The sequence below is a fragment of the Streptosporangium vulgare genome, from assembly GCF_042428775.1.
GTDB classification, from domain to species: domain Bacteria; phylum Actinomycetota; class Actinomycetes; order Streptosporangiales; family Streptosporangiaceae; genus Streptosporangium; species Streptosporangium vulgare.
Genome location: NZ_JBHMBS010000015.1, coordinates 1 through 13879, shown reverse-complemented (window position 1 = coordinate 13879; position 13879 = coordinate 1). Strand labels below are relative to the sequence as shown.

Here is a 13879-nt window from a genome sequence, read left to right as displayed (position 1 = left end):
CAGGTGGCCAAGAATGTGGGGTGGCACCCGTAGGACCGAAGCCCCGGAGCCCCGAAGAGAAGGCCCGGAGCCGCGAAGAAAGGCCGGCAAATGAAAATCGTGCTCGACGACCTCTCCGGTCCGGAGATCACCGAATTCCTCGACGAGCATGTCCGGGAGATGCGATCCATCACCCCCCTGGAGAGCAAGCACGCCCTCGACCTGGACGGGCTCCGCAAGCCCGAGATCACGTTCTGGTCGGTCATGGACGGTGACACCCTGGTGGGCTGTGGCGCGATCAAGAGGCTGGACACGAGCCACGCCGAGGTGAAGTCGATGCGCACCGCACCGGCGCGCAAGCGGAGCGGGACCGCGTCCCTGCTGCTGGAGCACATCATCACCGAGGCGAGGCGCATGGGGTTCACCCGGCTGAGCCTCGAGACCGGCGCGACCGAGTTCTTCCTGCCCGCCCGGAAGCTGTACGAGAAGTTCGGGTTCGACTACTGCGAGCCGTTCGCGGACTACCGGCCCGACCCGTACAGCGTGTACATGACACGGGTGCTTTGAAAGACCTCGATCCGCGGGCCCTGACGATGGCTCGGTGACGGGCGCGGGTCCCGTCTCGCCCGGGCCGAGCCGCCAAGGGCGGAAAGGCACAGACGTGCCCGTTCCCGAACCGGAGCATGACCGGGCGACGTGGCGGAGGAGACCCGTTCGAAAGGCGAAGCCCCGGCCTGTCCCACCAGGTCAGGGCTTGTGGCGGGCACCGGCGAACCGGTGGCGTCTCGTTCGCGGGGAGCCGCGCGCCTGCCGGCGAGGCGTTCTCCCGCGTCCCGGCCCGGTCCGGCCCGGTCCAGCCCCGTCACGGCCTGGTCATTGTCGAGGCAGAGGCAGAAGGGATGGCCGGCCGGGTCGAGGAGCACCCGGACGTTCTCCCGCGGCTGTTCCGCGACCGGCGAGGCTCCCAGGGCGATCGCGTCGGCGACGGCGGAATCGAGGTCGCCGACCTGGAAGTCGAAGTGCATCATCGGGCGCTGCTCGCCGTCGACGGGTGGCCAGGTGGGGGCCCGGTAGCCGGTGGCCTGCTGGAACACCAGATAGACGCCTCCCTGAGGAGGGGCGACGATGGCCGTTCCCGGCTCCTCGTGGTTGACGGGCCAGCCGAGCAACTCGGAGTAGAACCGCGCCAGGGCTCCGGGGTCGGGCGCTTCGACAGCGGCGCCCCACCACATGCCGGCCGTTCGAGATCGCATGTTCGTATCCTGTCGTGGCGGTTCGAATACATCCACGTCCACCGGGCGATCCGTGCCGTGACGCGCGCACGACACCGGGTCGCGGCCGTGCCCGCCCGCGTGGCCGTCCCGCGAATCCGGCTCACCGACATGGTCACCGGCGTACGAGCGCGCGCAGGGCCACTTCGGGGGCCTGGGTGCGGGAAGCGGACGGCGGCCCTCCCGGGTCGCGAGCAGGGTGCGAAAACCGCGAAGTCGCGTCACGAGGGGAGCCAGGACGGCCACCAGGGCGGTTCGCAATCATTCGTGATCCCTTCGGTGGCGACATCATGAACGATCACGACTATCGGCCCGGCGATCGAGACGAGGACGGCGAGAAACGTCAGGATCGCCTTCAGTGAACCGTTGTTCGCGAGCCACGGCAGCCGGGAAAGCAGAATGATCGGCAACGAGGCGAGCAGCGAGATGCCCGAGATGACGGGGAAAACAACGAACCTGCTCGCCGCCCAGATCAGCCCGGCCAAACTCTCCCCGGCGCTCAGATCACCGAGACAGTAACCCTGCGCCCTGGCCACCAGAACGATATCCAGGCAGGTTCCCAATGTCGCACACGTCAACGCGACCATCGCCGAGACCCCACAGCCCGTGGCCCAGAGCACATCACTTTTCCCTGAGGAGTTCCGCTCAGTCACGGCGCAATCAAAACAGAAGGCCATGCTCTTTGAGCGCAGAGAATGTGAGGATACGGTGCAGATCCCTCTCGGCCGCCTCCCATGGATGTCCTGTGCGCCTGACTTCGCATACCCCTGAGAAGCCGACCTGCCGGTCCCCACCCATCGGGTGACGAGAAACGGCGCGATCCAACGCCACCCCCTGGTTGAAATTCGCACCCAACGCACCGCCCTTCATCCGTGGGCGATACCGTGATTTCCGGAGAAGGGTCCGGCGGCATGGAAACAAGGAATCCGGAGACGCACAAAGCGATTTCCCCTGACCACGTCCTCTGATATCGAGGCGTTTTCGACCGGCGATCATCCCCAGATTAAAAGCGATGAGATCTCGCCCGCGACAAATCCCGGAAGAAACATCTATCGTTTATCCGCCGATCCTGTCGATCATCGCGTGAGGGCTTCTCGGCACCCCTCCCCCGGCGGTGCCCTCGTCGATCTCGGGTACCATAATTCGGATATGGATTACGGAAGAGTTCACGAAGCGGTCGCCAAGAGCTGGAACGAAGACGTGCTGCCCAGCCTTTCCGGTCTGGTGGAGATACCCGCCTTGTCGGCCGCCTTCGACGCCGACTGGGAGCGGAACGGCCACCTGCGAACCGCCGTCGACCACGTACGGGACTGGATCGCGTCGCGCGGCCTGCCGGGCGCCCGGTGCGAGGTCGTCCAGTCCGACGGCCGCGCCCCGCTGCTTCTCGTGGACGTTCCCGCGACCCCCGGCACCACGGCACGCGGCACCGTGCTGCTCTACGGCCACCTCGACAAGCAGCCCCCGCTCGGCGACTGGTCCGACGGCCTCGGCCCGTGGCGGGCGGTGGTGCGCGACGGACGACTCTACGGCCGTGGCGCGGTCGACGACGGATACTCGGGCTACGCGGCGGTGACCGCGTTGACCGCGATCCAGGCCGCAGGCGGCGAGCACGCCCGGACGGTCCTGCTGCTGGAGACCGGCGAGGAGTCCGGCAGCCCGGACCTGCCCTGGTACCTGGAGCATCTGTCCGACCGCCTCGGCGAGGTGTCCCTGGTGGTCTGCCTGGACGGCGGCGGTGGCGACTACGAGCGGTTGTGGCTGACCGAGAGCCTGCGTGGCGCGGTGCAGGCGACCGTCACGGTGCGGGTCCTGGAGACGTCCGTGCACTCCGGGGTCGCCAGCGGCATCGTGCCGAGTTCCTTCCGCGTCATGCGCCTGCTGCTCGACCGGCTGGAAGACTCCGCGACGGGTGAGATCACCATCCCCGAGATGAACGTGCCGATCCCCGAGGAGTCGCGGGCCAGGGCCGAGGCGCTCGCCGCGCTGGAGCCGGGAGCCGCCGCCCGCCGGTATCCCCTCGTCGACGGGATGCGCGCGGTCTCGGACGACGACGTCGAACTCATCCTCAACAACACCTGGCGGCCGACGCTGTCGGTGATCGGCGCGGCCGGGCTCCCGGACCCCGCCGTGGCGGGAGCCGTGCTGCGTGCCTCGACGTCCCTGCGGCTGAGCTTCCGGACCCCGCCGACGGCCGACGCCGAGGCCGCGCGAGCCGCGCTGGTGAGGATCCTGACGACCGAGGTGCCGTACGGCGCGCAGGTCGAGGTGGGCGACTTCCTCGTGCTGAACGGCTGGCAGGCCCCGGCGGCCGCGCCCTGGCTCGCCGCGGCGCTGGAGGAGATCGGCGACCGGGTGTTCGACGAGCCGTGCCGCGGTTTCGGCATCGGCGGCGGGATCCCGTTCATGGAGATGCTCGGCCGCCGCTATCCGGACGCGCAGTTCGTCGTCACCGGCGCGCTGGGGACCGACTCGAACATGCACGTGCCCGACGAGTGGCTGAACCTCGCGTTCGCCGAGCAGGTGACCGAGGCGGTCGCCCACATCCTCGACGCGCACGCCCGCGACTGACCACTCGCCTTCCCCCGCGCCGGCGGCGACGGTGGTGGCCGGCACCCAGCCCGCGGTGACGAGACCGTAGGCGGCCCACCGGCCGCCACCGCTCGGCCTCACGAGGTGAGAACGCTTCGTCCCCGCCCTCTAACCTTACAGGTTACGAAATATGAGCCCTCGTCACAGGATGTCCCTGCACCTGGAAGAAATGAACGGGTCAAAGGAATGACGAACCGAAACCCGCCGGTGCGGAATGACTGTTTACCGCCCATCACCCAACCCCAAAGGGAAGTGATCTTGGTGACGAAACGGCGTACGATCAGCGTGCTGTTGGCGACGGCCGCGGCCGCGGCAATGAGCCTTGCCAGCACCCCGGCTCCGGCCAGCGCCCTCGCGTGGGAATGCGCGTCGGGCTATTCCTGCTACTACGACGGCGCCAACGGAGTGAACAGGATCTGGATCGCGCCCAGTGGCGGTAAGTGTTTCGACCTGGGGACGATGGGCCTCAACGACCGGGTCTCCTCCGTTTACAACAGAGGCAACGGAGCGGTCCATCTCTACAACTGGTTGGGCTACTGGGACTACCTGGAGTCGGTCCCCAGGGGCTCGACGAGGAACCTGGGCTCGGCCAGCAGCAACAAGGTGGACCGGGTCTGCGTCGACGCCTAGGGTCCTGCGCCGGAAATTCGCCGGCGATATCGGGCGAGTGATTCGACAATCTTTTCGGCGGTCTTCCACACGAACGGCCGAGAGTTGTCATTCCACTGGCTGATCCAGGCGCGGATGTCCTTTTCCAGGGCTTCGACGCTCTTGTGGGCTCCGCGCCTGATCAGCTGGCCGGTATCGACGCATCGCCCGCCGACGCCGCGAGCCGTCGTCGCCGGCGGCCGCTCCGTCGTCTGGGCAGCCCCTCTCCACCCCGGCGCCCGCTTCACCGACCTCGGCCCCGGGCCGGCCCTGCCCCGCGGCAACGGCTTCCGGACGGCACCGACACCAAGGTCGAGCCGCTGAAACGCCGGAGGTACGGCCGAGCCGGCTTCGCCCTGCCCCCACAGCGACTCGCGCTGTCCCGGCAACGCTCCCTCACCACCGGATCCGTACCGGAGCCGCTTGTTTGACGGACCCTCAGGCGGGGTCAGGCAGCATGATCGGCTTGATCAAACCGGCCATCGTCTCGAGCCGAGCCATCTGCTCGTCGTCCAGGGGTGGCGGCGTCTCGCCGTCCCTGGCGGGCATCGCGTGGTCGGCGAAGACCTGCTCGGGCCCGGGCGGGGTGAACATGAAGAGCATCCTCGCGGCGTGCATACGCTTGTTCTGGAAGCTGTGGCGAATGCCCCGCGGAACGTGGATGAAGTCGCCCGCGACGTCGGCGAACCGATGGTCGCTGTCCAGGAACTCCAGCTCGCCGTCGAGCATGTAGAAGGTCTCCCCCTGCTCGGGGTGGCTGTGCGGGGCCGGCCCACCGTCCGCGGGAACGGTGGCCTCTATGAGGCCGAAACCGCCGTTCGTCTGCGCTCCCGTCGCCTTGATCGTGTAGACGTCGCCGACGGCCCACACGGCCGGGCCCTGCCTGGAAGGTACGTAGAGGGCGTCGCGGGTGGTGTACCGGGAGTCGCCGGAGGTCTGGAAGGTGAGATCTCCTGCTCTTTTCACAAGGTAAGTTTCGGGACGTCGGGAACAAGCTGCCGTTCACCCGAGACACCCACAAGAAGGCAATTGTGTGTGCTGTAGCACCAAGGAAGAAATCGACCTGGTGGAAATCGCCGCGCAGGCCGCGGAATCGGAGTCCTCCTGCGACGAACTCCGGAGCATTCTTTCGCGTGCGGGCGAGAAGCGGGTGCCCCCGGTGATGGCGGAGCTCGTCTCCGGGCCGCGGCGCTTCAACCAGTTGCGGCGGCTGCCGGCGCCGATCACCCAGCGCATGCCGACGGCCACACTTCGCGGCCTGGAGTGCGACGGGCTGATCACGCGCACCGTGCACCCCACCGTCCCGCCACAGGTCGAGTACGACCTCACCGACGCGGGGCGGGAGCTGCCGGACATCAAGCCGGGTCGCGCGCTGGACCGACAAGCACCTCGAGGCCATCCACAGCGCCCGGGCGGCATGCCGTGGCCGATGAGCAGGCATTTTTTCACAGATTGAAACCGGATATCTAGTGTCCAGGTTGTGCGAACGGGCAAGGGCGTCGAGTGGGCGATGCATGCGCCACTCTTCCGCTGCACCGAGATCCGCCGGTGCGGCACCATCGGTTAGCGATGCCCCGATGCCGGCTTCGCTCAGCCGTGTGCGGTGAAGATCGCCATGGGGCGAGCCGATTTCACCGCCGTCGGCACGGGCGCGGTGGATCTTGAGATCGTCACGCTCGATTGGGTTCACACCTTCGCGGCGACCTGCGGTCGCCGGCCGTACGTGCTCTTCCCTGTTCTCCTGGAAGGAGGATGTAGCTTCTGCCCATGACGCGGAACTTGTCCAGGATCAGGATATCTCCGATGTTGATCCTGGCGTGCTTGGTGGGCTGCACCTCCACGCCCCGGGCCGTGCGGCCCACCGCGGCGGCCCCGCAGGTCACGGCGAGCCCCGCGCAAAGCCGCTATGGCCCCTTCTCCGGACAGCCGCTCGGCCCCGATAGCGGGATTCGCCTGCTCGTCGGCGGCGACGGCCCGGCCGACCGGGCCCCGGCGATACTGGACGTCGACGCCGGCGCCTCGACGCCCGTCACGGGCCTGCCGGATCCGGACCCGCGCGTCACCCTCTCGACCTTCGTCCACGGCAGGCACACCGTGATCGTGGTGAGCGGACCGGCGGTCGACCAAGGACGGCTGTACCTGCTCAAGGGCGACAAGGCGCGCAAGCTGGCCACCGGCTGGTACGCGTTCCCCGCCTTCGACGACTCCGGCTTCTGGATCACGGACCGGCCGGTCCACGACGGTCCGTGCACCGTGCGGAAACAGGCCGAGGACGGGAAGGTCCTGCGCCGTCCCCGCTGGAGCCACTGCGGCGCGCTGCCGTTCCTCGACACGCCGTACGGCCTGCACACCAGGCACAGGGACGAGTCGATCCTCCTCACTCATGACAGCCTGCGGAAGACCGGCAGATACCCCCAGATCATCGCGGCGACCTCCCAGGAATTGCTGGTGCGGCAGCGGGGCGGGAACCTCGCCCTGGTGACCCCCGGCGCTGAGGAGGAGCGACCGATCGGCAGGCCGACCGGAGCGGGCGAGATCAAGGACGGTGAGGTCAGCCCCGACGGCAGGTACATCGCCGTCCCGTTCCTCGCCCCCACCACGGGACCGCACGAACGTCTCGACGTCCGGGTGCTGGACACGAAGACCCTGCAATGGGCACACCTGCCGTCGATGCCCGTGCCCGTCGACGTCAAGACCCGCAGGATGCGCTGGACGCCGGACGGCCGGTTGGTGCTCGCGGGCGCCTTCGTCACGACCACCGACGCCTATCCGCGGGAGAGCGACCACACCAGCATGATCGCCACCTGGAGGCCCGGCGAGCAGACGCTGTCCATCAGGCGACTCCCCGTGAACCGGCAGACCAGCCTGGCGATCATCATCCCGTAGGAAACGGAGCCGGTTCTTCACCGGGCGGTGCGCCTCCCGGCAACCCTGGCCGGGCGAGCCGTGCAAGTAGCCCCGGCGGTCGGGGCTGGGCCGGCAGTTCAAAACCGAGACGTCGGATGGGTTACTCAGCGAGACGGTGGCGGCAGCCCGAAGGCGCGTCCGAGGCCGGAAACGTGCGGGATCTCAGTGTCTAGCGTTGCTTGAGGCGGAGTGCCTCTTTGCGGACCTCGACCTGGAGGGCCTGCTCGCGCTCCAGCCACGCCGGGTTCTCCGCCCTCAGCGCGTCGATCTCGGCGGTGGTGAGCGGTCCGGTGATCCCACCCCTGAGCACACCGGCGACGGAGATCTTGAGCTTCGCGGCGATGACCTGCTTGGAGTGCGGGCCGTTGCGGCGCAGGTCGACGAGCCAGTCGGGCGGCGTCGACTGCATCTCGTTCAGCTCGTCCCTGGAGACGACACCCGCCTGGAACTCGGCGGGAGTGGCCGTGAGGGGGACGCCCAGCTTCTTCGCCGCGGTCGCGGGCTTCATCGTCTGGACGCTCTTCGGTTTGGACGAGGTCATGGCGTCAAGAGTAGCCAGCCGGAACGGGTTCCCCTGACATCGGTACCCTGAGGAAGTGACTGATGGAGAGACCGGCAGGACGTTCCGGCTGGCGTACGTGCCCGGGGTGACTCCCGCCAAATGGGTCAACGTCTGGACCGAGCGAATGCCCGACGTGCCGATCACCCTGGTCGCGGTTCCCGCCGCCGAGGCGGCGGGACTCCTGCGGAACGGCGGCGCCGACGCCGGATTCGTCAGGCTGCCGGTCGACCGGGACGGGCTCAGCGTGATCCCCCTCTACGTGGAGACCACGGTGGTCATGGTCTCCAAGGACCACGCGGTGGCCGCCGCCGACGAGGTCTCCATCGCCGACCTCGTCGACGACGAGGTGTTCCACCCCCTGGACGACGCCATCGAGTGGACGGCCCCGCCCGGGCTGCCCGCGTCCACTCGCCCGGCCACGACGGCGGACGCGGTCGAGCTCGTGGCGGCCGGCGCCGGGGTCCTCGTGGTCCCGCTGTCGCTGGCACGCCTCCACCACCGCAGGGATCTCACTCACCGGCCGGTGGCGGACGCCCCGCAGTCCCAGGTCGCGCTGACCTGGCCCGCGGACGCGACCACCGACCTGGTGGAGGATTTCATCGGCATCGTCCGCGGCCGGACGGCGAACAGCTCGCGGGGCCGTACCTCCGCCGCCCCCGCCGCTCCCGCCACCCCAGCCGCCCCCGCGAAGAAACCGGCACAGCGGCAGGCACAGAAACCCGCGCAGAACGGCTCCGGCCGCCGGACCGTGCCGACCGGCCGTAAGAAGAAGGGCAACCGCCCCCGGTGACCCGCGGGCGGACGCGCCGATGTGACGCCGCGCACGCGAAGGCGGTCATGGCCTTCGCCTCGCACTCGAAGCCACGGCCTGACCGGCCGACCACGCCACACCCCTGACGAAGGGACCTCATTCGAGGTGCGATCCTCACCGCCCCCGTGGGCCCGGACGGAGGAGACGAGGACGGTTCCGCTCTGCGCGAAGCCGGCGGGACTCGAACGCACCGTCTACCTATGGTGAGGTATGGCCTCCTCTGTCCCGCCGCTGCGTCCGGCGATCGATCGGACCGCTCCCAAGCCGTCTCCGGTTCGCGAGCCCCTGTGGCGGCACGTGCTCGGTGACTGTCTCAGAGATCTTCGTCACGAGCGGGGCGAGAAACTGAGCGAGACGGCGCGTCGCGCCGGCGTCTCGCCGCAGTATCTCTCGGAGATGGAACGAGGCCGCAAGGAGCCGTCGAGCGAGATGATCGCCGCGGTCGCCGGCGCACTGGATGTCACCCTGGTCGATCTGACCCTCGCCGTCGCCGAGAGCCTGCGGTCCGCTCAGAACAGCACGTCGAGAGGCGCTACCTGCTCGGCGGCGTACGCCCTGGCCGCTTAGCGTGGCCTGCCGGGATCGTCCACGAGCCTACGAACGCTCCTCGATGATCTCGTCGAGGAGCCCGTACTCCAGGGCCGCTCTCGCGGTGAACACGCGATCGTGATCGGTGTCGGCGCGCAGGGTCTCGACCGTCTGGCCCGTGTGCCGTGACAGTATTCGCTCGATGTCCGCCCGGACACGTACGACCTCGTCGGCCTGCAGGATGAGGTCGGGGATCGTTCCGCGCCCCTGGGCAGCCGGTTGGTGCAGGACCACTCGTGCGTGCGGGAGAGCGGCGCGTTTCCCCTCGGCGCCCGCGGCGAGAAGGACGGCACCCACCGCGATGGCCTGTCCGACGCAGGTTGTCTCAACCCGGGGACGGATATAGCGCATGGTGTCGTATATCGCGAGCATCGCGCTCGGGTCCCCGCCCTCACAGTTGATATAGAACTGTATGACGCCATCGGGATTGTCCGACTCCAGGAAGATAAGCTGTGCGACGAGCGCGTTCGCGACGCCCGCGTCGATCGCGGTTCCCAGATAGACGATTCGCTCGGTGAGAAGATGCGAGTAGACATCCATGATCCGCTCGCCACGAGGATTCCGGGCGATGACGTTGGGGATCGTGTAAGTGGTCACTGGCCTGCTCCTTCGGTGACGCCGAATCCGAGCCGCGGGCGGTCGGGGGGCGCGATCTCGTCGAAGCTCTGGACGATCGCGTCGATGAAGCCGTAGTCCAGTGCCTCCTGCGCCGTGTACCAGCGATCGTGCAGGGAATCCTCGAATATGCGCTCCACGGGCTGTCCCGTGTCCTCGGCGATGAGGGCGAGCACCGTGTCGCGAGTATGCCTGAGGTCGTCGGCCTGCAGCTCGATGTCGACCGCGGTGCCGCCGATCCCGGCCGAGCCCTGGTGCATCAGGACACGCGCGTGCGGCAGGGCGCGGCGCTTGCCCCGGGCCCCCGATGACAACAGGAACTGCCCGGCGCTGTAGGCGATGCCCAGCACGAGGGTAGACACGTCACAGGGAATGAGCCGAATGACGTCGCGGATCGCGAGCATCGACGGAACCGAGCCGCCCGGGGAATGAATCCACAATGCGATATCGGTCGACGCGTCCTGCGTGGCGAGTGCTATCAATTGCGTGGCGAGCAACGTCCCGTTGTCATCGTCGAGAGGACCGTCGAGAACGAGAACACGCCGTTCGTAAAGCTGATTTCTCACCCGCGCGTTGAACAGTGGAAGTTTCGATTCTTCACCCATGCGTCCATCATGTGGGGCGGTCCGGATCGGCGTCGCCGCGATCCGCCTGGGGCAGATCTGCTCTGAGCAGAGGAAACCCGGTTTCCGGCCCGGCTCACAGCACCTTCGCAGTGCCTTCCGAGCGCCTTCGTAGCACCTTCGTGGCACCGCGGCTGGGGACCGGCCGGGATGAGCCGCACCCTCCCGCTCCCCCGGCGGCACGACCCGAACGATCGTCACCTCGGCAACGGCCACCGGCCGGTCGGCGGAGTCCACCACGGACCGCTCACCCCTCCGCGGCAGCGGCCCCCCTCCGCGCTCGTACCCGACGACCAGACCGGTCGTAGCGATCTTGCAGCCATCGAGGATCACGACGACAAGATGGTGATGAAAGTTTCAGGTGCTTTTATCGGCGACATCCTGCGCCGACACACCATAGGACGCGTATTACCCAGAGTCGGTCACCGAAAGTTTTACACGGATCTTGACACATTTCAGAGATGTTTCCACACTAAGTTCCCGGAGCGGTTTCCGCTGCCGGCCGGTGATGCAGGGGTCGCCGATCACGGCGCCTCGCGGTGTGCGTTCCGGTGCCGGGACGAGGGGGCGACCGGTGCGGTGCGGAGCCGCCGCACCGAAGACCACTCGGCGATGGCCGTCACGTGCTGATCCCGATGAGGGGCTCACCCGGAGAGAAGGAACGCCACAGTGCGACGACGTGTGAGTGAGACTCCGGCGCCTCGCGCCGCCTGGAGGGGCCGATCGGAGCCCGGACCACAGGGCGGATGGGTGAAGCGTGCGATAGCCGCGGCGGTCGCCGTCCTCGGGCTGCTCGCGATGACCGTCGCGACTCGGCCGGCATCGGCCGCCGACAATCCCTATCAGCGAGGCCCCGACCCCACCCTGGCCAGTGTGGCCGCCACCCGGGGCAGCTTCGCCACCGCGCAGGTCAGCGTGCCATCCGGGAACGGCCTCGGCGGTGGGGTGATCTATTACCCGACGGACACCGGCCAGGGGACTTTCGGCGCGGTCGCGATCGTGCCCGGCTACTCCGCCCGGTTCGCCGACGAAGAGGCCTGGATGGGCCCCTGGCTCGCGTCGTTCGGCTTCGTCGTCATCGGAATCGAGACCAACAGCCGCACCGACGGCGCCGACGCCCGAGCGACCCAGCTGCTCGCCGCCCTGGACTATCTCACTCAGCGGAGTTCGGTACGCGACCGCGTCGACCCCAGCCGGTTGTCGGTGATCGGCCACTCCGCGGGTGGCGCCGGCGCCCTCACCGCGGCGCTCCGGCGGCCCTCGCTGAAGGCCGCGGTCGGGCTCGCACCCGGCTCGCCCACGGGGAACCTGAGCCTGGCCGATGACCGGGTGCCCACGATGTTCATCTCCGGGCAGAAGGACACGGTGGTCACGCCGTCCTACCTCAACGGGTTGTACAGCACTCTCCCGGCCACGGCGCAGAGCGCCTGGGTGGAGATAACCGGCGTGGACCACCTGTTCGCGACGAGGGCGAACACGACCGAGATGCGGACGCTGATCCCGTGGCTGAAGATCTTCGTTGACAACGACACCCGGTACACCCAGTTCCTGTGCCCGTTGATGGACTCCACCGGCATCTCGATGTACCGCAGCAAGTGCCCGCATGTACCGCCAGGCGGCCCGTCACCCTCGCCTTCGATCACTCCGTCACCCTCGCCTTCGGCCACCCCGTCACCTTCGCCTTCGATCACCCCGTCTGCGGGCGCCTGCACCGCGAGCTACCGCACCACGAACTCGTGGCCGGGCGGCTATCAGGGCGAGGTCACGGTGACGGCGGGCGGCTCGCCGATCAGCGGTTGGACCGTGAAGTGGACGCTGGGCAACGGCCAGACGGTCAGCCAAGTGTGGAACGGCACGCTGGCCGCCAACGGCTCCGCGGTAACGGTGACGAACGCCTCTTACAACGGCTCGATCCCGGCGTCCGGCACGACCGCCTTCGGCTTCCTGGCCGGCGGTACGCCGTCATCCCCCTCCCTCACCTGCAGCAGCCGCCCCTGACACCTGAGCTTGATCCGGTTTGACGGATATCCGAGAACACCGGAATCATGATGCATCCTGCATAGGCGCCGTCACCCCGTACGACGACCGCGAGGCATGTCGAGCACCATGGCCGAGTCTCCGAAGTCGGCCACGATCTTGAGCTGGCCTCCGAGCGGCGCCACGTAAGCAGCCAGAGTGGCCACTTCGCTGATCACTCCACTCTCGATCTGTGAGACGCGGGCCTGTGACACGCCCATCACCTGAGCGACATCCTCCTGCCGTAGACCGAGCTTGCGTCTGGCTTCAGGGAGTTGGTAAGCGCGCTGACGAGCTACGAGCCCATCACGGAGTTGAGCGACCTCCCGCTCATCACCGGGCCGGACAAGCTCGGCACGCAGTTCCTCTCATGTCACCACCTGATCGCTCCCTTGAGGTATCGGGTAAAACGCACCTCTGCCGCTTTGATCGCCGCGTCATATCAACCGTTCCAGTCACCCGACTTGTCCCCGGCGACCAGGAATACGGCTTGACGCCAAGGGGCGAAAACGAAGAGCAGCCGCACTTCGCTCCGTCCGCTGGACCCAGGGGTTCAGTTCCTTGAAGTTACGGATGATCGACCCTTGAAGCCGTTGTACGGAGATCGGTGATGACACGGAAGCGTTCCAGGACCACCGAGGTGGTGTCGTCGACGGCGAAGGTGGCATCACCCAGCGCCGAGCGCATCTCCTCACCGTGCCAGAACGCCTCATGAGCCGCGCGCCACTGCACGACGGTCGCATAGCCCTCACCCTCGTCCACCGCATGGGCCGCGTCCACCTCCCCCAGCGGTACGACCCGAACGCTCGTCACCTCGACAACGGCCACCGGCCGGTCGGCGGAGTCCACCACCACGGACCGCTCACCCCTCCGCGGCAGCGGCACCCCTTCCCGCTCGTACTCGACAGCCAGACTGGTCGTAGCGATCTTGCGACCGTCGAGGATCGCGGCGACAAGCCTGTCGCGCAGCGGGCCAGGGAAGGCGAACTCCGCCTTCGGCAACGACGCGAGATCGACCGGCGTGCTGGAATCAGACGTCACGCTGCATCACACTAACGACCTCACTCCCACGAACCGCACTCCAGGCATGAAAACTGCCGAGGCTCCCCTGCTCTCCGGCGACCTGAAGTCACCCTTGATCAATGGAGATGATGTCCTCTCTGCCTGCACCACAGGTTGCGTCCACGGAGGTGGTGTACGAGTTTCCCCAGCTAGTGGGCGTGGCGCCGTGAAATGAGGACGGCCATCGCGTGATCCTTCGAGTGCGAAG

The 13879-nt window shown here is 67.9% G+C and carries 17 protein-coding genes and 1 pseudogene; 9 read left to right on the top strand and 9 right to left on the bottom strand.

The genetic code is table 11. The features are described from left to right. Positions 1-90 precede the first annotated feature (90 nt). Positions 91-546 (top strand): GNAT family N-acetyltransferase, encoded by a 456-nt coding sequence (locus ACFFRH_RS27645; RefSeq protein ID WP_344747848.1) that lies wholly within the window; start codon positions 91-93, stop codon positions 544-546. Here the strand turns inward: ACFFRH_RS27645 and ACFFRH_RS27640 are convergent. Together ACFFRH_RS27640 and ACFFRH_RS27635 are read right to left on the bottom strand one after the other, a co-directional pair. After that, positions 501-1232 (bottom strand): VOC family protein, encoded by a 732-nt coding sequence (locus ACFFRH_RS27640; protein WP_344747849.1) that lies wholly within the window; start codon positions 1230-1232, stop codon positions 501-503. The two genes, ACFFRH_RS27645 and ACFFRH_RS27640, sit on opposite strands and share 46 nt — an antisense overlap. Before the next feature lie 239 nt (positions 1233-1471). Beyond that, a complete protein-coding gene (locus ACFFRH_RS27635; protein WP_386160647.1) occupies positions 1472-1903 on the bottom strand; it encodes a hypothetical protein in 432 nt (143 codons plus the stop codon). A 496-nt stretch (positions 1904-2399) separates the two neighbouring features. Between ACFFRH_RS27635 and ACFFRH_RS27630 the strand changes: the two genes are divergently transcribed. Together ACFFRH_RS27630 and ACFFRH_RS27625 are read left to right on the top strand one after the other, a co-directional pair. Beyond that, positions 2400-3818: a M20/M25/M40 family metallo-hydrolase gene (locus ACFFRH_RS27630; protein ID WP_386160645.1), complete on the top strand. Its 1419-nt coding sequence runs from the start codon at positions 2400-2402 to the stop codon at positions 3816-3818. Positions 3819-4100: 282 nt separating this feature from the next. Beyond that, a complete protein-coding gene (locus tag ACFFRH_RS27625; protein WP_344747854.1) occupies positions 4101-4469 on the top strand; it encodes a peptidase inhibitor family I36 protein in 369 nt (122 codons plus the stop codon). 456 nt (positions 4470-4925) lie between these two features. Here ACFFRH_RS27625 and ACFFRH_RS27620 read toward each other — a convergent pair whose 3' ends face one another. Continuing rightward, positions 4926-5453, bottom strand: coding sequence for a cupin domain-containing protein (locus tag ACFFRH_RS27620; protein WP_344747856.1), 528 nt, complete (start codon positions 5451-5453; stop codon positions 4926-4928). 67 nt (positions 5454-5520) lie between these two features. Here ACFFRH_RS27620 and ACFFRH_RS27615 point away from each other — a divergent pair, with 67 nt between their 5' ends. The 3 genes from ACFFRH_RS27615 to ACFFRH_RS27605 all read left to right on the top strand — a co-directional run bounded on the left by ACFFRH_RS27615 (position 5521) and on the right by ACFFRH_RS27605 (position 7373). Beyond that, positions 5521-5943 (top strand): winged helix-turn-helix transcriptional regulator, encoded by a 423-nt coding sequence (locus ACFFRH_RS27615; RefSeq protein ID WP_386160642.1) that lies wholly within the window; start codon positions 5521-5523, stop codon positions 5941-5943. Positions 5944-6090: 147 nt separating this feature from the next. Further along, on the top strand, positions 6091-6258 hold the full coding sequence (locus tag ACFFRH_RS27610; RefSeq protein WP_344747858.1) for a hypothetical protein: 168 nt from the start codon (positions 6091-6093) through the stop codon (positions 6256-6258). A gap of 32 nt (positions 6259-6290) precedes the next feature. Further along, positions 6291-7373, top strand: coding sequence for a hypothetical protein (locus tag ACFFRH_RS27605; protein WP_344747859.1), 1083 nt, complete (start codon positions 6291-6293; stop codon positions 7371-7373). Positions 7374-7563: 190 nt separating this feature from the next. Here ACFFRH_RS27605 and ACFFRH_RS27600 read toward each other — a convergent pair whose 3' ends face one another. Next, the gene (locus ACFFRH_RS27600; protein WP_344747860.1) at positions 7564-7935 is read right to left on the bottom strand and encodes a DUF5997 family protein; all 372 of its coding nucleotides are present in this window, start codon (positions 7933-7935) and stop codon (positions 7564-7566) included. A gap of 55 nt (positions 7936-7990) precedes the next feature. On the opposite strand from ACFFRH_RS27600, the gene ACFFRH_RS27595 reads away from it, so the two are divergent. Both ACFFRH_RS27595 and ACFFRH_RS27590 read left to right on the top strand, forming a co-directional pair. Further along, entirely contained in the window at positions 7991-8746 is a 756-nt protein-coding gene (locus ACFFRH_RS27595; RefSeq protein WP_386160639.1) for a LysR family substrate-binding domain-containing protein, read from the top strand. A 231-nt stretch (positions 8747-8977) separates the two neighbouring features. Beyond that, the gene (locus ACFFRH_RS27590) at positions 8978-9334 is read left to right on the top strand and encodes a helix-turn-helix domain-containing protein (RefSeq protein ID WP_344747863.1); all 357 of its coding nucleotides are present in this window, start codon (positions 8978-8980) and stop codon (positions 9332-9334) included. Between the two features lie 27 nt (positions 9335-9361). Here ACFFRH_RS27590 and ACFFRH_RS27585 read toward each other — a convergent pair whose 3' ends face one another. The 3 genes and pseudogenes from ACFFRH_RS27585 to ACFFRH_RS44820 all read right to left on the bottom strand — a co-directional run. Next, positions 9362-9952: a ClpP family protease gene (locus ACFFRH_RS27585; RefSeq protein ID WP_344747864.1), complete on the bottom strand. Its 591-nt coding sequence runs from the start codon at positions 9950-9952 to the stop codon at positions 9362-9364. After that, a complete protein-coding gene (locus tag ACFFRH_RS27580) occupies positions 9949-10602 on the bottom strand; it encodes a ClpP family protease (RefSeq protein WP_512701135.1) in 654 nt (217 codons plus the stop codon). Before ACFFRH_RS27580 ends, ACFFRH_RS27585 begins: the two co-directional genes overlap by 4 nt. 180 nt (positions 10603-10782) lie before the next feature. Continuing rightward, positions 10783-10926: pseudogene (locus ACFFRH_RS44820) on the bottom strand (ASCH domain-containing protein); the annotation flags it as partial. Between the two features lie 417 nt (positions 10927-11343). On the opposite strand from ACFFRH_RS44820, the gene ACFFRH_RS27575 reads away from it, so the two are divergent. Next, a complete protein-coding gene (locus ACFFRH_RS27575; RefSeq protein ID WP_344747866.1) occupies positions 11344-12591 on the top strand; it encodes a poly(ethylene terephthalate) hydrolase family protein in 1248 nt (415 codons plus the stop codon). A 71-nt stretch (positions 12592-12662) separates the two neighbouring features. Here the strand turns inward: ACFFRH_RS27575 and ACFFRH_RS27570 are convergent, their stop codons facing one another. Both ACFFRH_RS27570 and ACFFRH_RS27565 read right to left on the bottom strand, forming a co-directional pair. Continuing rightward, positions 12663-12971: a helix-turn-helix domain-containing protein gene (locus ACFFRH_RS27570; protein WP_344747930.1), complete on the bottom strand. Its 309-nt coding sequence runs from the start codon at positions 12969-12971 to the stop codon at positions 12663-12665. Positions 12972-13176: 205 nt separating this feature from the next. Then, on the bottom strand, positions 13177-13650 hold the full coding sequence (locus ACFFRH_RS27565) for an ASCH domain-containing protein (protein WP_344747867.1): 474 nt from the start codon (positions 13648-13650) through the stop codon (positions 13177-13179). Positions 13651-13879: the final 229 nt, after the last annotated feature.

Bases quoted from the DNA above. Each gene is read 5' to 3' on its own strand.
- ACFFRH_RS27645 (WP_344747848.1), top strand. From the start codon at position 91: ATGAAAATCGTGCTCGACGACCTCTCCGGTCCGGAGATCACCGAATTC.
- ACFFRH_RS27640 (WP_344747849.1), bottom strand. From the start codon at position 1,232: ATGCGATCTCGAACGGCCGGCATGTGGTGGGGCGCCGCTGTCGAAGCG.
- ACFFRH_RS27630 (WP_386160645.1), top strand. From the start codon at position 2,400: ATGGATTACGGAAGAGTTCACGAAGCGGTCGCCAAGAGCTGGAACGAA.
- ACFFRH_RS27605 (WP_344747859.1), top strand. From the start codon at position 6,291: ATGTTGATCCTGGCGTGCTTGGTGGGCTGCACCTCCACGCCCCGGGCC.
- ACFFRH_RS27600 (WP_344747860.1), bottom strand. From the start codon at position 7,935: ATGACCTCGTCCAAACCGAAGAGCGTCCAGACGATGAAGCCCGCGACC.
- ACFFRH_RS27590 (WP_344747863.1), top strand. From the start codon at position 8,978: ATGGCCTCCTCTGTCCCGCCGCTGCGTCCGGCGATCGATCGGACCGCT.